At 60.0% G+C, this 19,953-nt stretch carries 10 protein-coding genes and 6 pseudogenes; 5 read left to right on the top strand and 11 right to left on the bottom strand.

What is annotated here, in order from left to right; genetic code table 11:
* Positions 1–14: 14 nt before the first annotated feature.
* Together ABIB91_RS40015 and ABIB91_RS40010 are read right to left on the bottom strand one after the other, a co-directional pair.
* Complete coding sequence (locus ABIB91_RS40015) at positions 15–2,084, bottom strand: recombinase family protein (RefSeq protein WP_354172516.1); 2,070 nt, start codon at positions 2,082–2,084, stop codon at positions 15–17.
* Positions 2,071–2,250 carry a hypothetical protein gene (locus ABIB91_RS40010; RefSeq protein WP_176540802.1) on the bottom strand — a complete coding sequence of 60 codons (180 nt, stop codon included), beginning with the start codon at positions 2,248–2,250 and terminating at the stop codon, positions 2,071–2,073. Before ABIB91_RS40010 ends, ABIB91_RS40015 begins: the two co-directional genes overlap by 14 nt.
* Positions 2,251–2,562: 312 nt before the next feature.
* Between ABIB91_RS40010 and ABIB91_RS40005 the strand changes: the two are divergent.
* Positions 2,563–2,799 (top strand): annotated as a pseudogene (locus ABIB91_RS40005) (transposase domain-containing protein); the annotation flags it as partial.
* A gap of 92 nt (positions 2,800–2,891) precedes the next feature.
* Here the strand turns inward: ABIB91_RS40005 and ABIB91_RS40000 are convergent.
* Positions 2,892–3,775: pseudogene (locus ABIB91_RS40000) on the bottom strand (IS701 family transposase); the annotation flags it as partial.
* Between the two features lie 75 nt (positions 3,776–3,850).
* On the bottom strand, positions 3,851–5,677 hold the full coding sequence (locus ABIB91_RS39995) for a Ulp1 family isopeptidase (RefSeq protein ID WP_354172514.1): 1,827 nt from the start codon (positions 5,675–5,677) through the stop codon (positions 3,851–3,853).
* A gap of 1,592 nt (positions 5,678–7,269) precedes the next feature.
* Between ABIB91_RS39995 and ABIB91_RS39990 the strand changes: the two are divergent.
* A pseudogene (locus ABIB91_RS39990) lies at positions 7,270–7,399 on the top strand (IS5/IS1182 family transposase); the annotation flags it as partial.
* A gap of 102 nt (positions 7,400–7,501) precedes the next feature.
* Here ABIB91_RS39990 and ABIB91_RS41900 read toward each other — a convergent pair.
* From ABIB91_RS41900 to ABIB91_RS41890, 3 genes and pseudogenes are all read right to left on the bottom strand, one after another.
* Entirely contained in the window at positions 7,502–7,741 is a 240-nt protein-coding gene (locus ABIB91_RS41900; RefSeq protein ID WP_502917091.1) for a hypothetical protein, read from the bottom strand.
* A 69-nt stretch (positions 7,742–7,810) separates the two neighbouring features.
* Positions 7,811–8,488: pseudogene (gene istA / locus ABIB91_RS41895) on the bottom strand (IS21 family transposase); the annotation flags it as partial.
* The gene (locus ABIB91_RS41890; RefSeq protein WP_502917090.1) at positions 8,437–8,676 is read right to left on the bottom strand and encodes a hypothetical protein; all 240 of its coding nucleotides are present in this window, start codon (positions 8,674–8,676) and stop codon (positions 8,437–8,439) included. The pseudogene istA and the gene ABIB91_RS41890, both read right to left, overlap by 52 nt.
* A gap of 252 nt (positions 8,677–8,928) precedes the next feature.
* On the opposite strand from ABIB91_RS41890, the pseudogene ABIB91_RS41885 reads away from it, so the two are divergent.
* Positions 8,929–9,152 (top strand): annotated as a pseudogene (locus ABIB91_RS41885) (ISL3 family transposase); the annotation flags it as partial.
* Between the two features lie 432 nt (positions 9,153–9,584).
* Here ABIB91_RS41885 and ABIB91_RS39980 read toward each other — a convergent pair.
* From ABIB91_RS39980 to ABIB91_RS39970, 3 genes and pseudogenes are all read right to left on the bottom strand, one after another.
* On the bottom strand, positions 9,585–12,719 hold the full coding sequence (locus tag ABIB91_RS39980; RefSeq protein WP_354172512.1) for a Ulp1 family isopeptidase: 3,135 nt from the start codon (positions 12,717–12,719) through the stop codon (positions 9,585–9,587).
* Between the two features lie 2,328 nt (positions 12,720–15,047).
* Positions 15,048–15,839: pseudogene (locus tag ABIB91_RS39975) on the bottom strand (IS3 family transposase); the annotation flags it as partial.
* A 92-nt stretch (positions 15,840–15,931) separates the two neighbouring features.
* On the bottom strand, positions 15,932–16,192 hold the full coding sequence (locus tag ABIB91_RS39970) for a helix-turn-helix domain-containing protein (protein WP_354172510.1): 261 nt from the start codon (positions 16,190–16,192) through the stop codon (positions 15,932–15,934).
* 428 nt (positions 16,193–16,620) lie between these two features.
* On the opposite strand from ABIB91_RS39970, the gene groES reads away from it, so the two are divergent.
* Positions 16,621–16,935, top strand: a complete 315-nt coding sequence (groES, locus tag ABIB91_RS39965; protein ID WP_354172508.1) for a co-chaperone GroES — start codon at positions 16,621–16,623, stop codon at positions 16,933–16,935.
* An 84-nt stretch (positions 16,936–17,019) separates the two neighbouring features.
* On the top strand, positions 17,020–18,660 hold the full coding sequence (gene groL, locus ABIB91_RS39960) for a chaperonin GroEL (RefSeq protein WP_354172506.1): 1,641 nt from the start codon (positions 17,020–17,022) through the stop codon (positions 18,658–18,660).
* Between the two features lie 506 nt (positions 18,661–19,166).
* On the opposite strand, the gene ABIB91_RS39955 is transcribed toward groL, so the two are convergent.
* Positions 19,167–19,562, bottom strand: coding sequence for a transposase (locus ABIB91_RS39955; protein ID WP_502917089.1), 396 nt, complete (start codon positions 19,560–19,562; stop codon positions 19,167–19,169).
* Positions 19,563–19,953 lie beyond the last annotated feature (391 nt).

Below are 19,953 nucleotides of genomic sequence, written 5' to 3'. Positions count from 1 at the left end.
TGTGCGCCCCTTCTTTAAGTGCTTGTAAACATTGGAAGCGTGTCCGCGTCAATTTCGCGAGACGGGCGACCCTTTCGGGCAATCGCTGTTTTGACCGTCTCGGACGCCAAATCGGCAGCTCGAATCTGACAAGGCGCTCGCGGAACAACCTGCACAGCAGGAAGAACGCCGCTGGAGACAAGGCGGCGGATCATATGACTTGAGACACCGAGCGCTTTTGCGGCCTCGATCTGCGTAAGCCATTCGCCGTTTTTTTCCGCTGAACGGTAGGCATGGATGCCACGCACACGGCGAATAGAGCTGACCCGATGTGCTGTCCAGGTCTTACCCATGCCGGTGGGCAAGCCCATCCGATTGAGCGTGGCGGCGATGTGCTCGTCAGACCAGCGCCCGGCCATGCTGCGGACAACAGCCAAGGCATCTTCCGCCGTGGAGGAACCGTGTTCACCGGAGCGCGGCTTGCGGATCCGAAGCTCGGAGTGCTGCCCACCCTGCCAATGGATCGTGAGCACAACGTCGCGTACCGCATCGTCGACGTCCGCGATGATGTCGACAATCAAGGCTCGCAGCAGCTGCTGGCGCGCGCGCATCGTCACATCAGGGGATTTCCAGGCTACGGACAGGTTATCCGCCAGATCGGCAAAGGTGCCGGGATCGACCGCGTGGCCGGATGACTGATGGTCATTCTGGCGATTTTCCAGCTCGCGCACACGGCGCAAAGCGTACTCCCAGTTCTTCTCCAACTGCGCAGCGATCAGGCGATTATCGGGGTCACAGGCGGCGTAGCGACGCTCAGCTAGCGTGGCATCGTACCGGGCTTGCTGGAGTTCCAGATCAAAGATCCGGCGCTTGTCGTCTTGGCGTTCCCGTTGCATGCGCTGTGCCTCGAACGCGGCCTCGATCGCCATGGGTTCTACCGCTCGTAACAGTTCTCGTGCAACTGCCGCGTCGATTTTTGAAGCTCCGAATATCATACAGCGAAGCCGACCTGCTAGACTACCCTTGTCACAGCGGTAGACCGGGTAGCTGATTCGACCGCCCCTATAGCTGACGCTCAGGCGCTGACCACAACGAGCGCACGTCAGAATGCCCGACAAGAGCGCCTGGCCGCCCCGGCCTGATTTTGCACCATCTGGGCGACCGTAGGCGTTAAGCGCCAATTGCTTCTGGTTGCGCTCGTAGTCATCCCAGGTGATGTACCCTTCGTGATGATCTTTTATCATCACATCCCAAGTGCCCGCCGGTTTGTAGTGCCCGTAGGTCCGCCGCGCTCTGCCTTCGATAATCGCGGTTCGCTTCTCGCTTTTGCCGTATACGTAAACACCCGCATAGAACGGATTCTTCAACACACTGATCACATTGCGGTAGCGGATGGGCTGCCAAACGAAGTTTGTCATGCGACCTTCGTCAGCAGGTCGGGGGAAATGGATTTGCTCCGCCTTCATCGACAACAACACCTGGCGAGCGCTACCAAGTTCGCGAAAGCGAGTGAAGATAAGTCGAATCACCTCTTGCAGACGCAGGTCAGCATCCAGGCCCAGACCGGCTTCGCGATGCCAGACATAACCAAACGGCACTGATAAGCGTAGCTCACCACGTTGGGCCTTCGCCCTGGCTGCCTCTAGCATCCGTGCCCGGATTATGCCCAACTCAAACTCGCTTATGCTTCCCTTCATGCCGAGCAAGAGCCGATCGTTCGGAAGGCAAGGATTATAAACGCCGTCGTGATCAATCATCCTCGCTTCGACAAGCCCGCATAACTCAAGCAGATGATGCCAATCGCGGCCGTTGCGCGCGAGCCGCGATGCATCGAAGCAAATCACGGCGCCAACGGCTCCTGCGCACAACCATGCGACCAGCCGATCAAAGCCGGGCCGGGCCACCGTTCCACTCGCCGAACGGCCGAGGTCATCATCAATGACTTCCACGTCGGAGAAGCCGTGTCGGCGCGCAATATCCACAAGATCGTATTGTCGCCGTTGGCTCTCCAGATTGGCCATCACCTGGGATTGCGTTGACTGCCGCACATAGACGACAGCTTTGCGCTTCAAGAGCGCTTCCGGGATCTGGTCAGTGTCGGGCATCACCGAGCTCCTCGACTACCAGGCCGGCGGCCTGCATGAGGATTTGGGCGAGCGTCAGTAACGCCTTCACCCGCGCCGCCTCGTTCATCCTGTCCAGCCTGTCTGGCTCGAATATCAGGCTCAGTTGCCCGTCTGAAATCCGTACAGCTACGCGCTCCTGCTTCATCGGCGTTCTCCCATGCGACTCGATCGCTCGGGGAGTTTGTGGAAATGGCGAGCGCTATGACCAGTCTCTTCAGCTCTGACAATGCGGCAAGATCAACTTGTGGTGGCCCGGAGGTCATATCCGCGCATGCGATTGGATCTACCATCCAGCCGGGAATCGTGATGACCGTGCCCAATGGGGTTCGGATCCGCAAAAACTGACCTGTCGCGCGTTGCTCCACACGACGCACGTTCACCATCCGGCCAAAATAGGGATGCCAACGATAGTGGACCTCGAAATCCTCCCCGACATGGGCAGAATGAACGGTAAACGGCCCTGGGAAGGCGCAATTGGACCTTCGCCGGCAGCCTGCGCGGTGCCGACCGCGCCGCCATCATGCTGACGATGATCACCACCTGTTGTCTTAACGGTGTAGATCCCAAGGCCTGGCTCGCCGATATCGTCCTCCGTATCGCCGATCTTCCCGCATCGCGTCTGCACGAACTGCTGCCCTGGGAATGGAAGCTCCTCCGCCAAGGCGACACTCCCGCCGATCAGCAGGCTGCCTGATCTTCACGCAACGCCTTCATAGAGCTCGTCGCGCTCGCGCGCATGCGTCAATCAGGCGGCCTTCGTCGTATGCGTACTCTAGTCTTACTGCGTCACAAATCATGTCGGCGCATGGGCCTCGATTTGGATTGCGCAGCACGGACATCTACGTAGCCGCCTAACCAATGCGCTCGAGAGGCGCCGCCCACATGTACAGATCGAATTCGGCATGTGACGCTCGGTTCTGAGCGGGAGCGCCGCGGGGCTTTTGGTTTTTGGAAAGTGTAATTTCTTTGATGAACGCGGGCCGGCGAGGTCGTCAGGGGGATCGTCTCCCTTTCGGAGATCAGGAAACCGTAAGCGGCGATGCATAGCGTGGCGTGGTGATGGAAACCGCGCCAGCGGCGCCCTTCATAATGCCCGAGGCCGAACTCCTGTTTGAGCTCTTGGTAGTCGCGTTCGATGCGCCATCTGAGCTTGGCCAAATCGACCATGGATGCGGCTCGCTCAGCCAGTAATCGCGATGAGCGGGGCGGACCCGGAGCCGCGCAAAGCGCGAGCTCAAGAACTCAGCGCTGCCTTCGCGCCATTTTACATTACGCCAAGCCTGTTTGGGTAGAGCAACAGCAAGTTCCTTGACCGAGCAAGGCTTGTGCTTGTCGTCCCGCCGCATCAGTGTCGTCGGCCGCCCATTGCCCGACCATTTCTTAGGCGGCAGCGGTCCCATGCCGGGCGGCCACACGGACGGCGTTCGGCAAGATGCCCGTAACATAGCGCAATTCCAACGCAGTCACTTCCTTGCGCAGCGTCGTATCCGCGCCATATCCGGCATCCATCAGTACCACACCACGCTCAGTACCGCTTCACAGGCCGATCGGATTTGCTCCAGCGCGATCTCGGGCTTAGTCTTGAAGAGAACGTCCTTGGGCACACCGACCCTCTCTAGACGATCCTCTTCCTCGGCCCAGCTGGCGAGCAAAAGTCGGCGCAAGAGAGGTCGTCGTCATCATGATCCATTCTCTCACGGAACCGCACAGCTGTCGGCGAGAGGTGCTCCGGTCGCCCATCAACCTCAGCCGGGATCGTTCCTCAGTCTGTTTTGCAAAGCCTGCCGATCGGGGACGAGGTTATCGAGATGCGCTATGTCCTCCCGTGTTTGCGCCAACCGTCCGACGAGGGCCCGCGTGGCGTCCAGCACAAACACACCGCAGTCATAACCGTTGCTTTGCTGGGGTATGCTGGCGTGTTGCAGGCTGGCGTTCAACCGTCCTGCCAACATTGCTGCGAGCCCGCCATTGTGTCCCCAGGCGGAGTCGTAGTGATAGGCGACCGGTCTTTCCCGATCGCGGCGATCAACGAGCAGCAGCGACCAATGGGTGCCGCGGCGATTAGGATCCGTAGCGCTGGCATCGTTCACTGGCAGGAACAGGAAGTCGGCTGTATCGTTACCATTCTGGTCATGGACGATGTGCTGGAATGCGCGTAGTAGTACCTCGCGTGCCGCGCCCACGCGAAGCTGGTGGGCTACGAGGGGATCTACGAATCGCGCCCGAGCGGCGAGATCCGGATTATTCCAGAGCAATTCCTGCCACAGGAGCTCGTAATCCCTGTGGATATGCTCGTCGCCCAACCAGTCCGTGGCGCCCAGCACCCACCCACTACGGTCGTGCGACGAAGCTGTCGGATCCAAAGCCCCCATCCAAGCAGACGGGACCTCCACTCCGGCGGGTGGCCGCCATCCGGCTTCGGCCGCGTCGCCCCAAAGCTGCTCCTGATGGTAGCTTTGCGTTTGCGACCCGGCAGGTTGATGCGAGTCCGACGATGGCCCGGACCACGAGCCGTGCCATCCGGCAGGTGGCCGCCATCCAGCTTGGCCCGCGTCGCCCCGAAGCTGCTCCTGATCGTAACTGACCGTTCGCGACCCGGTCGCGCCCCACGCTCCGTTCGCCTTAAGGACTTGTAGGTATCTCCAAAGCTCATGTAAAGTTGGGAGGAGGACTCCTCTGGCTGCCTTGGTTTTATCGAAGGCTACAGCTTCCTCCCTCAACTGAATTTGCTGCTCCTCGCTTCCGTCGAGTCGACTCACTATGCTCCCTCTTTGCTCCCTTTGGAGCGAATCACTAAACGCGCGTTGAATGCTAGCCTTGTTGTGGACAGGTTTTCTCTCTGCGGCGGTCGCGTCCAGTCCAAGATTGTGCAGTTCTTGGTTTAACCAGCTCTCGATGATGCGGTTGTCGTCGGGATAAGGATCCGTTGTTCGCAGCCCCATCAGGCGCGGCCCGGCACCGACTGCTTGGAGTCCTGGCCCCCCAGGAGCGAGCCTCTGGAGATTAGACATTGCCGACTTGAGTCTGTCAGAAGGATCCCTACCGACTTCCCTGTACGTCTCGATGTCGCCGGCGAGTGACTCAGGATCGGTCAGACGCCGAGAAGCCATCGATGGCTTGTCGCTTTCTCGGAGCCAATAAGCGAATCCCCTAAGCAACTTTGCATTGTAATCGATGGTACTCTCAGGAACCCTTCGGGCGGCTCGGACAGCTGTCACAAACTGGTCGACGAGGTGCTTGTCATCGGAATGAATTCGCCTCCCATGCACCCAACCGGTTCCCTCATGCTCGAGCACTCCACCGAGCGCCTTCAATGCGCGGCCCAGGCGGCTTTTAACGACATCGTGCGGATCTACATTCAAGAACGTTGCCGCACTGGCAGTCAACTGATTAGGATCATCTAGCAGGCTGGCCAATGTCACGTTCTGGGCGCGGAGCCAAGCAGCGAATGGGGTCAAAACGCTCACATAAGTCGCGATGCTGCTTCCAGTATATTTAGCGGCGGCGTCCTCTCTGAACGAGTCAAAGAGGCGCGCGTCCGCGTCGGACACGAGGCTGCGCTTGGCGTCCATGCGCCGCTCTGAAGGATCGGGCGCCGCACCGCCGGACGACTTTTCGTGACGGCTCCCCCTGAGGGCTTTCCCAACCGCTGACTTAGCACGCGAAAACAGTCCACGGCTCTTGCTGTCCTTCGTGCGCACCGCAGCCTGCGGTTCCGATGGCGCAGTGTAGCCGGTGCTGCTGAATGGCCGATCACGAAAGTTAGGCGGCGCGGCATTCGCGGCCGAGCCACCAAGGTGAGCACGAGGGATGTCCACGCTGTGGCGCCCGCTGCTGAACCGGTCATCCCGCAGGTTGGACGGCGGGGGCATCCGCATCGAACCACCGACGTCACTGCGTTGGATGCTTCCATGCGCCTCTGCGGGCCGAGTATCGGGTGAACTCGCCGCTCCGGAGCTCTCATCAGAGGAGCTAGCTTGGAGATGCTCCTCAAAACTCGCTTGATCCGCCGGCATGTTGTCCGACTGTTGCCTCGCAGGCTGCAGCGCTTGCTGCTCAGCATACCAACGCATCCAAGCGTTCGAATCGTTCCACGGGTCATTGTTCGGTTCCACACTACTCTCCTTAGATCAGGTAAATGAGTTTCATAGCCAGCCGCAGAGCTAATGTCGGTGCACACAGAGGATGCCGCTTGAAAAGCCAATCGCTGGTCGGCAATCAAAACAATGAGGATAGTCGTCGCTGCGCTCTCCCAGTTAGCGCATTGCCAGCCTCAGTATTACTGCCCAGAAAAGAGCTCGCTGGCCGCGTGCGCCGAACGCAACCAGGTGACCGGTGCCGCTCACAAAGAGGCTTCGACTCAATTTGCGGCCTGCACTCACAGAGAAGTTGCGCCGTCGGAAGCAGCACCGATGACGTCTAGCCTTCCGGAAAGAGCGGCATGTGGCACTCGGGACTGTACTTGGCCCTCGCCCAAGCCGCGACGCGAAGACGTCCCGACTGATCTCGAACCGCGTCCTGCTCCGGCTTCAATTTGACTGCGCACATCCGGTGCAACCCTGCTTCGAGTCAGGGCTCCGCCACAGCAACCTCTTGCACGCTTAGAACTTGAGACATTGAACCTTTCACTTGCGATCATGAAGCTTCCGGATTCCGTAGCTGTCTGCTTCACACTGTACAATCTGGCGCCACGTACGCTTCAAGCTCTTTCGGAGAACGGTCGTGGCGAGCCTGATTGCGGTTGCGACGCTTAACACACCCGGAACTCAAGGGCGGTGCGACGAATGTAGCCGGCAACAAACCACAAATTCCACGTTCTGCCCGAAAGGCACGCTGCGAGCACGAACTCCATACAAGAGCCCGAGCAAACAATCCTTGGCGCGATATCGCGGTCCTTTTTGCTGCCCTGGCGTACGACGGCCCGGCAGCGGTCACGGGCCTTCTCCCCAGATTGGCCTTTAATTTTGCGCGTATTCTTACCATTCGTCGCCGCTTACTACCTTTCTTTTCTCTTTCGCACCATCAACGCGACCATAGCTGGATCGGCGCCGTTCACCCGCCAACCCAATGAAGAGAAAGGCGAAGCAGCGTGACGGGCTGACCGATTCAGGAAACGAATGGGCAACTAATGCGTCTGCCGTCCCTTCAGAGCCGACCTAAACGAGCCCTGGCGACCGGTGAGGCTCACGACAGTCGGCTTGCGACAAAACTTCTGCCTTCGCCTGAAGTCCGGATCGATGCTGCTTGCCGATCGTGACTATGGCGCCGACTGGATCAGAGAACTCGCCGTCAAGTCCGTACAGGGCGACGTCTCTATTGCTGCTCTTTGGGAAGCGATACCGTTGGCTCAGCGGGCAGCGGCTTTGGGAGTGCGTCGTCGCCGGTAGTGGTTGATCTTAGCTCGGCCGCCGCCGTGCAGTCACCTGCCCAGAGCTTGGTCCCCTTGACCGTACCGACGAACTTGCAGCCCGACGGCGCGCTCGGCTTCGCTTGAACAAGCGGCTTTCCTCCAACGCTTGGTCTCTTCGTCGGAGTGACGCCTTGAGCGAGCGCGAATGCGGAACGCTGTAGTAATGCGCCTCCACTTCGACGTGATAGTCGATGCTGACCCGGCAGATCCGCCACTCGGCGAACACGTAAGGGCTCTCCGGCAAGGCCTTGAGCGCCGGCCAGTCGATCTCCTCCAATAGCTTGCGGCGGGTCACGCCGAGCCGCCGGATCGGCCGCTCCTCGTTGAGCCGGGTCATTAACTCGGCGATCGCCGCGTTGACCTCGGCGAGGCTGTGGAAGATCCGGTGGTGCAGCCGCCCGAGCAGCCAGCGCTCGACCATGAGGACCGCCTGCTCGACCTTCGCCTTGTCCCGTGGCCGTCGTGGCCTGGCCGGCAGAATGGCGGTGCCGTAATGCGCCGCCATGTCGGCGTAGCTGCGGTTGATCTGCGGATCGTAGAGGCAGGCGTTGATCACTGCGACCTTGGTGTTGTCCGGCACCAGCAGCGTCGGCACGCCGCCGATCGCCTCGAAGGCGCCGACGTGACCGCAGATCCAGTCGGCGTGCCCCTGCGTCCAGGTCGCCTGCGCGCAGGTGAAGCTCGATGCACCGAGCACCGCGACGAAGATCTGCGCGGCGCGCTGCTCGCCGGTGCGCCGGTCGATCACCACCGGCACGCCGTCGCCGGCATAGTCGACGAACAGCTTGTCGCCAGCCGCATGCGACTGGCGCATCGTCACCGACAGCCGGCCTTCCCAGCCGCGGTAAAGTTCGCAGAACCGCGAATAGCGATTCCCATTGGGTTCGCCCGCGATGTATTCCTCCCACAGGATCGACAGCGTCACGTGCTTGCGCTTGAGCTCGCGATGCACCGCAGCCCAGTCCGGCTCGGCCTGCCGGCGATGGCCCGCCGGGTGCCGGGACCAGCTCCGGCGCTGGCGAACAGCCGGGCCTCCAGCACCGTGTCGGTGACGTCGTCGGGCAACGGCCAGGTCAGCCCTGCCGCCTCGAACCGGCGGATCGTCAACCGCACCGTCGAAGGGGCCGTTCCCACCCGCCGCGCAATCTCGCGGGTCGGCATCCCGGCCGACTTCAATCTGATCACATCGCGCACATGGCGCATCGCAAACCTCTCCGTCGGCATCCAGGTCCCCCTTCGCAAAGCCGAAAGGCGGGACCGTATCGGAGCCAGAAGAGGCCTCGTCACCCCGGGCGACATCATCCCGGAATGGGGGGCGAGATCATCTCGGAATGGCGGGCGACATCAAATCGGAACGGTGGGCGAGATCATTCCGGAACGGTGGGCGACATCGAGCGGAATCAGCACCCGTGAGGCGGAGGATATGGCGAAGCCGCGGCGAAGGCCGTGCCGCACGCGGTACAGGTCGCAGATCGTTGGCATCTGATGGAGAATGCCAGTCTGGTCTTCCTCGATGCCGTCCGCAAATAGATGCGCCAGATCCGCAGCGCAATCGGGGCGACGACAACCGATCCCAAGCTGCTAACAGCCGTCGGCCCTCTTCCAAGTATGAGGGCAATTTGCGCCGCGAGCCGACCAACGCCATCCTGCTCTGAATGACACCGACCAGCTCCGACGGAGCAATCGCTGCCGGCGTGTCACTGGAGAGAAAGAATGGTAGCTTGACAACAACCCGCAATTAAAGGGCCGATTGACAGTGCACTGACCGAATCGCCGGCCCCAGGCGCGAGATCTCCACGCGCCTAGCGCGCAGCCGCGTCTTCAGGCCTAACTCGGCGGGGAACGATGATACCGGACAGCTTGATGACGGCTGTGAGAACATCGGAAGACGTTGGCTCCGAAATCGCCCGTCGGGCTCCTTCGCGGTCTACGAAAACAGCCTTAGTCCGGCATCCGCTCCACATTGTGAGCCACCATGATGCTCTGCGAGGCGCTGATTTCGCATTCTGGTCGGGTCGGCGAGAAGCCGCTCCAACCAGCTGGGCGCGCACGGTCAGTCGAAGCCGGCATCAGCCCCTCAGTCGGTTTTGCAGTGCCCGCCGATCGACGACGAGATTGTCAAGGTTCAGGTCTACCTGCCGTCTTACCGCCAATCGCCCAACCAGCGCCCGGGTGCCATCCACTACGAAGACGCCGCAATCATAACCGTTATTCTGCTGGCGCATGCTGGCGGCTTGCAGGTTGGCGCCCAGCCGTTCTGCGAGCCGTTGTGCAGGCCGATCATTGAATCCCCGGGCGGAGTCGTAGTGATAGGCAACCGGCCTCTCCCGATCGCGGCGATCAACCAGCAGCAGCGACCAATGTTCGCCGCGGCGAGCGCGGTCCGTAGGGCTGGCATCGCTAACTGGCAAGAACAGGAAATCGACTATATCGTTACCATTCCGATCATCGACAAGGCGATGGAGCGCGCGTAGCGCGTCGGTATCGGCGCCATGGCTCAGCTGAAAGGCGATCAGGGGATCCACGAACCGCGTCCGGGTGGCGAGATTCGGATCACTCCGCCCCAGCTCCTGCGCTAGGAGCTCGTAATCCCGCTGGATATGCTCGTCACCCAGCCATTGCTCGGCGTCGAGCACCCGTCCGCTGCGGTCGCGGGAAGAAGAGGCCCCCGTAGCCAACGCGCCGATCTGAGCATCCGGAGCCGAGGATGGACGAGGATGATGGATAAATTGAGAATCGAGGCGCCCTCGCGGTCCCAACATGATCGAGTAGGTCTCACCGTTGATAGAGACCGGCTGTGGAACGATGCGCAAATTCGGCAACAGCATTCTGTTGTCCAGCACATCAACCAGGAAATCCGGGACCGGCTGGGAGCCATGCTGCCAATCCCTACCGACGAGATGTCCGATATCCTCTAGTTCCTGAGGTGCGCCTGATGGCCCGATGAAGAACGGCGATCTGACGCCGGAGCTAGGCACCAGCGCAGACTGAGCATCGTCACGCATCTCCTGCGGCGTGGACGGCAGATCAACCAGGGAATCAAGACCGCGGTAGATCTCTGACGTCCGATTCTGCGGTGTGGACGGCAGATCAACCAGAGAATCAAGACCGCGGTAGATCTCTGACGACCGAGCTGGCGCGGCATCCGGAATTGGTCGGATGCTCGCCCCATAGTCGGACGGCAACAACAGCCACTCACTTGGACCAAAGTCAGGCGGCGTCGGCAAATCACCGAGGCTGAATTCGGACGGGGACAGCCCTCGCGGCGACCAAGCTGGCGCGAGCGGCAGCCACTCGCTCGGGTCGAAGTCGGACGGCACTCGCGGCCACGATAAGCTCGACCCCGCAAGTGGCGATTCCTGCCTCGGCCGCTCAGGGAAGGCCACTCCCAGCGCTCTGTTTGCTTCGACGAGCCGTAGGTACGGCCCAAGCTGGCTGAGTAGCCTGTCCAAACTCAGGCGGATGTTCCGTTTGGCTTGGGTGAATTCCCGGTAATCTACGTTCAACGACCGTTGCTGCTGATCATTGCCGTTGATTCGACTCACTATGCTCTCTTTACCCGTGGTTCGGAGCCAATCACTGAAGCTACGTTGCGCCGAAACAGTATTCCGCACATATTTCTTTTTCGATTCGGAAGCCGGGTCGGATCCGAGCTTGCTTAGCTGTTCCTTGGCCAAGCCATCGATGATGCTGGCGTCGTCGGCATAAGGATGAAGCCGGCGAGGATGAAGCCCGTGCTGGAGCTCGCCGCGTAGGTACTCCCGAAGGTCGTTGATCCCCAAGCTGATTTTCGGATAGCCAATGTCTCGCTTGAACTCCGAGATATCTTTCTGCAATTGTTTCTCCTGCTCCTCACTGCCGTTGAGTCGACTCTGTATGCTCTCCCTGCCCTCTCTTTTCAGCCACTCACTAAGCCTGCGCTGACCGCTGGCGACGTTGAGGATAGGCTCCCTCTCTTTGGCAGTCGATTCAGGTCCAAGCCTGCCCAAGGCTACCTCAGTGGCGCCGTCGATGATGCCGGCGTCGCTCTCATCAGCACCCAAAGTACGGCGCCCCATGACGCGTGGCCCCGGTCCGAGTGTTTCGAACCCTCGCCCGTCAGGCTGAAGCCTTCGGAGATGATTCAGGGCAACGAAGAGGCGGCCCCTGTGGTCATTCTCCTCGTCGTAGGCCATGATGTCCTCGGCTAATTCGTCAGTTCGAAACCGAGAAGTCAGGGATGGCTTCTGTTTGGCTGTGAGCCACTCAGCAAAGTCCGTAAGAACATCCGTATGCCTTCCGAAGGTTCTGTCGGGAACATTATGTGCCCGGGCTGCTGCCGCGTACTGGCGAATGAGTAGCGCGTCTCCGGTAAGGGGCGGCGGAGAAGGAGGAGAACCGCCGGCGCGGGACTTCCGAAGCGCTTTCAATGCGGCATGCACTCGCATTGTGCCCCCCGCATTCACAAATTCATTCGCATGGGCCTTCAACTGAATAGGGTTTTCAAGCAGGCTAGCCAGTGTCAAGTTGTTGGACTTTAAAAACTCGCAGAACCGGCCCAGATGTTGCACCATCTTCTCAATGCTATTGGGAGCATAACGGCCTGCAGCCCATCGCGCGAACTCGGAAATGAGGGGCGCGTCCTCTTCGGATGCGCGGCTGCGCTTGTAGCAATCGATACGAAGCTCTGAATAGACCACATCCGACGCCGGGCCGCCGAACGACTTTTCACCGCGACTTCCTCCGAAGACTTTGCCGAGCCCTGATTTAACCCGAGAAAACAGTCCTCCGCTCTTATCCCTTGTCCGCGCGACGGGTTCCGGTTCCGATGGTGCTGTATAGCGCGCGCTGCTGAATAGCCTGTCACGCACGTCAGACTGCGATGTGCCAGCAGCTGAGCCACCAAGGTGAGCGCGAGGCAGATCTACGCTGTAGCGCGCGCTGTTGAACGAGTTACCCCGAAGGTTGGACTGCGGCGGCATCGGCATCGAACCGCCAACGTCAGTGCGCTGGATACTGTCATGCGCCTTCGCGAGTCGGGTGTAGGGCGAACTCAGCTCAGCCGAGCTCTCATCAGGGGAGCCGAGTTGCAGCTCGCCCAACTGCTGCTCAAAGCCAGCTTGGCCCGAAGGCTCATTATCCGGCTCTTGCCGCGCACGCTGCAGCTCCTGCTGGTCAGCGTACCAATGCGTCCAATAGTTCGGATCGTTATAGCTCGGTTCCATACCACGCTCCCTAGATGAGATGACTCTTCATAGCTGCCCCAGAGCCAAACTCGGGTGCACTGACCACAAAGACTCCAGCTTCAGAAAGCCGATTGCCAAGACCGGCAACCAGAACAACAAGAGGGCCGTCGTCGCGCGCCGCTCCGAGTTCGCGCATTACTCACACCAGCCCCAGCCTTAGCTGCCGCAGACGAACCCGCTGGCCTCCTCGGCAGCAGATGGCCGCGCGCGCCAACGACGATCCCTTCATAAAAAGGCCTGGATTCACGTCGCGGCTTGCACTCAGCCTCAACTGATATTGGTTGCACTCAGAGGCTGGCCAGTACAGCCGCCAAGAATGCGCTAAGCCCTGCGCTCCATATCGCCCGAAAGCATGACGTCGTCAGGAAACGGGGATCCTGGATCGGAAATATGTTTCCCCATTTCAAAGTTCTTCTCGTCCTGCCCTTCTCCAGCGAATCGGAATCCGTTCTTATAGAAAAAGACGGAGGCCCCGTCGTCTATAGAAATGAGGGATAGACTGGAAAGGCCCGCTGACTCTCTAATCCAATCGGCGATGTCGACCAGAGCCGTCCCTATCCCTTTGTACCTGGAATCGGCCGCAACTCTTTATGTCGGTAATTCGCAAAGTGTCGCGCCTCGACAACACAGTCATCATTCCGATCTCATCGCGTTGACCAGCATCAGAAAACAAAGAGACACGTTGACCACCACCGCTATTGCTGATTGCGCTGTACAAGTTGATTATCCCTCCCCGCCTCCTGTCAACAGCGACAGAGGCTGGTGGGTAGGCTGCTAAAGCTCCCGAAAAAGCGGCCGTATCCGCGCCAGCAGCGCCGGCCAGCGCATCGCGCTGCTGGGCCAGACTCTGCTCGTCGGAGGGAACGTGGTCATAACTAATTCTCATGGTAACAGGTTTTTATTCGGACAACCTTTCGAAAACCTGACGGGACCGACGGGTGTTTCCGGAGCGCACAGGGCGTCATGCGACGTCCGTCCCTTTGTCGAAGCAAACCAGTATTCAGCCTCTAAATGATTGCGGATGCCCTTACCGACAATCACCATCCGTTCGATCTGCTCTGGTAGTGCTGCAAGCACGTAAACGCATTTGTGATCGTGTGGGGGTTACGATTTCACGAGCGCACCTGGCCGGACGCTTGGGTCTTCGTTCAGATAAAAGCGGCCTTCTGGTGCCTTAACCATTGCGGTCCCGATTTCACATTCGACACCCGTGGTCGAGTTGGCGCGTCCAAGATCAATTCTCTAGCGAGAACGAAACAAGGCGCCGCCGAAGCGGGCCTTAGGCTCGGGAGGAATTCAGCGCGCAAGTCATTTCATGCAGTGGCTCGCGATTTTGGACAGCAGTGCATCCTAGTTTGACGGCTTGCGCGATCTCGCGGATCATGATGGGAGAGCCACTTAGAGAAAGCACGCTGATGAAGACGAGCGCCAGCCGCCAGCGGTTGCGATGGAAACGCCTCAATGGTCTCGAATGCGAGCGTCCGCACTTGCGGCACTTCATGACATATTGTGATGACTGCGACTTCTGCAATATTTTATGAATCAGCGCGACCCACTCTGAATATATATGGCAGCGCTTTGTCGGGAACTGGCGCATCTCGCTCGACATGATCGCAACATAAAAATAGACGAGAAGAATAGGGGCACTCGATAGGTGACCACGTCCTTGCGCTGCTGCAGAATGATCTGACACAAGGAGCCCTTCTCAGACCACCATTCGTGAACTCGATTTCGGAAACTCCAAGCGATCGATCTGGCCTCGTGGTCGACCTACAACAAGTGGAGCGGACCCGCGCTCGATTCAGCGCCGAGCTGTTCCGAGTAGCACTTATCGAGAAGGCTCGATTTCCTTCGATTAGCCAGAGCGGCCCGAATCTCGTTTTGAGCGCAAGTAGTCGTTCCTTGCTTCAGGCGAGCGTCGCATCTGCTGCGAACTAGTCTTACTGAGTCAGAGTGTCGCGGCCCTTGTCGACATGGATCATATATTTGAGAAGACTCACTTTTCAGCGTGGGAGACTGAGATGGGTCTGACAAGATCGGGGGACGTAGCGTCGCGGTTGCCGCGCGGCGTGGTCCTGATGGACGCCGGCTATGGCACCGACACCGCTCTCCGGATACCCAGGTTGATCGCAGCATGATGCGGCCGATCGCAGCACCGATCGGCGCGTAGACGTCGGAGTCCAAAACAACAATGCACCATCAAGCGAAAGCTACGGGCGATTTTTCCGGTTTTTCAGCGGACTGTTAGAGCTGGTCCCGGTCTTCTGAACAGAGTTTCCGCTTCGATAGGTGGAGCCTCCGCCGGGGTTAGGCTGCCATGCGGAGTGGCAGCGGGGTGAAGTAGGCTTGATCCGGCGTGCTGCCGTCAAGGCTCGAATGGGGACGCCTGCTGTTGTAGAAGTCGAGATATCGGCCGATCGAGCTGCGCGCCTCGCCGACGCTGTTATAGGCCCGCAGGTACACCTCCGGGTATTTGGTGCTGCGCCAGAGCCGTTCGACGAACACGTTGTCCCGCCATGCGCCCTTGCCGTCCATGCTGATCGCGACGCCGTTGTCGGCGAGCACGCCGGTAAAAGCCTGTCCGGTGAACTGCGCGCGTTGATCCGTGTTGAAGATGTCCGGCTTGCCGTGACGAGCGAGGGCATCCTCCAGCGTCTCGATGCAGAAGGCTGCTTCCATCGTGATCGACAGCCGCCACGACAGAACACGACGGGTTGCCCAGTCCAGCACCACGGCGAGATAGACGAAGCCGCGCGCCATCGGGATGTAGGTGATGTCCATCGCCCAGACCTGGTTCGGACGCGTGATCTCCATACCGCGCAGCAGGTATGGATGGATCTTGTGGCCGGGCTCCGGCTTCGTCGTGCGCGGACGGCGATAAAGCGCCTCTATCCCCATCCGCCGCATCAGCGTCTTCACATGCCGACGGCCGATCTTGCACCCTTCGGCAGCCAGCAGGCCTCTCAGCATGCGCGAACCGGCGAAGGGAAACTCCAGATGCAGCCGGTCGAGACGCCGCATGATCGCGAGATCGGCGTCCGGCATCGGCCGCGGCAGGTAATAAACGCTGCCGCCGCTGATCTGCAAAACTTCCGCCCGTGTTCGTGCGCATGGCGCGCCAACAGCCGCGTCGTCCACAACTCATGTGGATAGCCGTGGTCCCTCGCCTTGTCACACGCCAACGACACTAACTAGGCTTTGGCCTCAGGCGTGATGGTTGGTTCCCTGCCGGGTCGCGGGCGATGGTCGAGGGCGGCCAGCGGACCATCGGCCAGCGCTCGCTCGACACAGCGCTGCACCGTCTGATGATGGACTCCAGGTCTTTGGCCCACTGCGCAAAACGAAGGATTCTCGCGATACGCCAGCAGCATCCGCGCCCGCGACACCCGGCTCGCCAGTTTAGTTCTCGACCGCGAAAGCGCCGCCAATGTTGCTATCTCTTCGTCGGTCATCGCCAACTCGACCGCTCGCCGCCATCCAGCATCCATGATACAGCTCCTCGTTTCGCCGACCGCAAACGAGGAATCCGCCAACTACCCGCCCGTTGCACCCATTCAGCCTGCTCCAGCATCGCAGGTTTCATGGAATCGATCATCCATCTCGAATTTAAGGTCAACGCGGCAGAGGAATTGAACTGGTCGGCGACATTAGGTCGAGAGACGTACAAACTCACTCAGAAGAAGGTCGGGTGCTCGGCGGCAAACTCGAAGAGTCGATCTGGGTAAGCCCCGCAGAGATCCCGCGCGACCAGCCGATTTTCCGGCTACAAACCCTTGTTCCTCCAGAAATCAGTCCTATTTCAGCTGCGCCCGCGTTGGCACTCGCAGGCAACGATTGCTAGCAATCGTCAAATCATAGTGTAAATGCTTAGGAGATCTGCATGCAATTCCGTCCGCTTCACGACCGCGTCGTGGTCAAGCGCATCGACGCAGAAGAAAAGACCGCTGGCGGCATTATCATTCCCGACACTGCGAAGGAAAAGCCTTCCCAAGGTGAAGTCGTCGCCGTCGGCTCCGGTGGCCGCGACGAGAGCGGCAAGCTGATCCCGATCGACGTCCTGGTCGGCGACCGCATCCTGTTCGGCAAGTGGTCAGGCACCGAGGTCAAGATCGACGGCCAGGAGCTGTTGATCATGAAGGAGAGCGACATCCTGGGCGTTCTCACGGACGCGTCCGCCAAGAAGAAGGCCGCTTAGACCATCGCTCGCACTGCTCATCCTGAGGAGCGCCTGCTGGGCGTTGCCAAGCGTGAGACCAAGTAAAATATTAGGAAAACCCACATGTCAGCCAAAGAAGTCAAGTTCGGCGTTGATGCACGCGACAAGATGCTGCGCGGCGTCGACATCCTCGCCAACGCGGTGAAGGTCACGCTTGGCCCCAAGGGCCGCAACGTCGTGCTCGACAAGTCGTTCGGCGCTCCCCGCATTACCAAGGACGGCGTCACCGTCGCCAAGGAGATCGAGCTCGACGACAAGTTCGAGAATATGGGCGCGCAGATGGTGCGCGAAGTCGCCTCCAAGTCGGCTGACGCGGCCGGCGACGGCACCACCACCGCCACCGTTCTGGCGGCTGCGATCGTTCGTGAAGGCGCCAAGTCGGTTGCCGCCGGCATGAACCCGATGGACCTCAAGCGGGGCATCGACCTGGCAGTGGAAGCCGTGGTCGCCGACCTCGTCAAGAACTCCAAGAAGGTCACCTCGAACGACGAGATCGCCCAGGTCGGCACCATCTCCGCCAACGGCGATGCCGAAATCGGCAAGTTCCTCTCAGACGCCATGAAGAAGGTCGGCAACGAGGGTGTCATAACCGTCGAGGAAGCCAAGTCGCTCGAGACCGAGCTCGACGTCGTCGAGGGCATGCAGTTCGACCGCGGCTACATCTCGCCCTACTTCGTCACCAACGCCGACAAGATGCGCGTTGAGATGGACGACGCCTACATCCTCATCAACGAGAAGAAGCTCTCCTCGCTGAACGAGCTGCTTCCGCTGCTCGAGGCCGTGGTGCAGACCGGCAAGCCGCTGGTCATCGTCGCCGAGGACGTCGAAGGCGAAGCGCTTGCCACCCTGGTCGTGAACCGTCTCCGTGGCGGCCTGAAGGTCGCGGCCGTCAAGGCTCCCGGCTTCGGCGATCGCCGCAAGGCCATGCTGCAGGACATCGCGGTCCTGACCGGTGGCCAGGCGATCTCGGAAGATCTCGGCATCAAGCTCGAGAACGTCACGCTCAACATGCTCGGTCGCGCCAAGAAGGTGATGATCGACAAGGAGAACACCACGATCGTCAACGGCGCCGGCAAGAAGGCCGACATCGAAGCGCGCGTGGCTCAGATCAAGGCGCAGATCGAGGAAACCACCTCGGACTACGACCGCGAGAAGCTCCAGGAGCGTCTTGCCAAGCTCGCTGGCGGCGTCGCGGTGATCCGCGTCGGCGGCGCGACCGAGGTCGAGGTGAAGGAGCGCAAGGATCGCGTTGATGACGCGATGCATGCGACCCGCGCGGCTGTGGAAGAAGGCATCGTTCCGGGCGGCGGCGTCGCCCTGCTCCGTGCCTCCGAGCAGCTCAAGGGCCTGCGCACCAAGAACGACGACCAGAAGACCGGCGTCGAGATCGTGCGCAAGGCGCTCTCCGCGCCCGCTCGCCAGATCGCGATCAATGCCGGTGAAGACGGCTCCGTGATCGTCGGCAAGGTCCTCGAGAACAAGTCGTACGCCTACGGCTTCGACTCCCAGACCGGCGACTATGCCGACCTCGTCAAGAAGGGCATCATCGATCCGACCAAGGTGGTCCGTACCGCGATCCAGAACGCAGCCTCGGTTGCGGCGCTGCTGATCACCACGGAAGCCATGGTCGCCGAGCTGCCCAAGAAGGGCGGCGCCGGCCCCGCGATGCCTCCGGGCGGCGGCATGGGCGGCATGGACTTCTGAGCCAGCTTTTTCTGAAGTGAGATCCCCGGCAGAAAAATGCCGGGGTCTTTTTTTTGCTTGCGCTTTTTCAAGTTCGTTATTCTGATCTCGCGGAATGCGCTCTGCGGAAATGACGATCAGCAGTTGCTCAAGCCATGTAGACGTTCTGCTTAAGATTTCGCGAGTCTGCTGGTAGACATGTCACCGGGAGGCGAGCGGGTGGTCGCCGTTTAGCACAGTTTTTCCCTGCTGCCTCAACATCGGCGGCTGGTCAAAGTGAAAACCTGAGAACGGGCGGTCGCGGTAGCCCAACCATTGGCGCTACTGACTTAAATAGCGTCGGTTCCCGCGCTTAGCTGTAAACGGATGCGCGGCTAGTACCTCGGCACAGTGACTATGACTCGTTGGCGTGATGGGATAGGTGCGGCTCATTTTCGTGCGGGCTTTTTCGGTTGTGAACATGCATTTGATGCGTGCACCGGCGGCGTTGCGTTGCCTGGACCGCCGTATCGATGATTCCGGCCGCCTCATCGGCGCAATTGCCGCTTGGGAGCAGCACATTGGCCGCGCAGGACGCCGATCTCGATCTCCACCATGTTGAGCCAGCTGGCGTGTTTGGGGTGTAGTGGAACTCGAGGCGGCGCAGAATGCGTTTGGCTCGGCGGGGGGAAAGCCTCATAGAGCCCGCCGGCCGAGTGGGTCGACAGGTTGTCCTGCACGCCGCGGATGCACGCGGCATCGGGATAATGGACATCGACGAGTTCGCGCATGCATTGGGCGTACTCTTCGGCCGCTCGGTGACCTTGACCTTGCGCCAGGGCCTGTTCATCGAGGCGGACGAAGAGATTGAGGGTGCCATTGCGGCGGTACTCGTAGGCGAAGCGTTCGAGTTGTCCCGGCTCGGGTGGGATAATCGTAAGCATCTTAGCCACTCCTCTTCAGGCAGCAGCTATGGGTGTAGTGGCCGCTTGTCACAGAACAGGGTGGCTCTGATCGGGAGAACGCCAAATTAATCAATAACGTCAATTCGTTATACTGGGAGCTAACCGCTTCGCAAAACAGATATTGTGCGAAGTCGGAAACATGGCTCAACAGAGCCAAGAAAATTGACGCCACCATTCTAGGGCTGAGTTGAGCCATTTTTTAATGCGCGACGGTATCCCCCGATCGTGCACGCGTTCCGCTAAACGCCCCCTGACATTCGATCCAGCTCGTCCGCAACTAGCACTACTTTGGCACTTTTGTTTTAGCGATTCCTACGAGGAGCCTTTCACAATGGGAGCATCGCAGGGGTGGAGGGCGTTCGAAGAGATC

The sequence above is a fragment of the Bradyrhizobium sp. JR4.3 genome, assembly GCF_040547695.1.
GTDB lineage: Bacteria > Pseudomonadota > Alphaproteobacteria > Rhizobiales > Xanthobacteraceae > Bradyrhizobium > Bradyrhizobium canariense.
This window is presented reverse-complemented; position numbering and strand designations above follow the sequence as displayed.

Bases quoted from the DNA above. Each gene is read 5' to 3' on its own strand.
- groES (WP_354172508.1), top strand. From the start codon at position 16,621: ATGCAATTCCGTCCGCTTCACGACCGCGTCGTGGTCAAGCGCATCGAC.
- ABIB91_RS39980 (WP_354172512.1), bottom strand. From the start codon at position 12,719: ATGGAACCGAGCTATAACGATCCGAACTATTGGACGCATTGGTACGCT.
- ABIB91_RS41890 (WP_502917090.1), bottom strand. From the start codon at position 8,676: ATGCCGACCCGCGAGATTGCGCGGCGGGTGGGAACGGCCCCTTCGACG.
- ABIB91_RS39995 (WP_354172514.1), bottom strand. From the start codon at position 5,677: ATGGACGCCAAGCGCAGCCTCGTGTCCGACGCGGACGCGCGCCTCTTT.
- ABIB91_RS39970 (WP_354172510.1), bottom strand. From the start codon at position 16,192: ATGACCGACGAAGAGATAGCAACATTGGCGGCGCTTTCGCGGTCGAGA.
- groL (WP_354172506.1), top strand. From the start codon at position 17,020: ATGTCAGCCAAAGAAGTCAAGTTCGGCGTTGATGCACGCGACAAGATG.
- ABIB91_RS40010 (WP_176540802.1), bottom strand. From the start codon at position 2,250: ATGAAGCAGGAGCGCGTAGCTGTACGGATTTCAGACGGGCAACTGAGC.
- ABIB91_RS40015 (WP_354172516.1), bottom strand. From the start codon at position 2,084: ATGCCCGACACTGACCAGATCCCGGAAGCGCTCTTGAAGCGCAAAGCT.
- ABIB91_RS39955 (WP_502917089.1), bottom strand. From the start codon at position 19,562: ATGCTTACGATTATCCCACCCGAGCCGGGACAACTCGAACGCTTCGCC.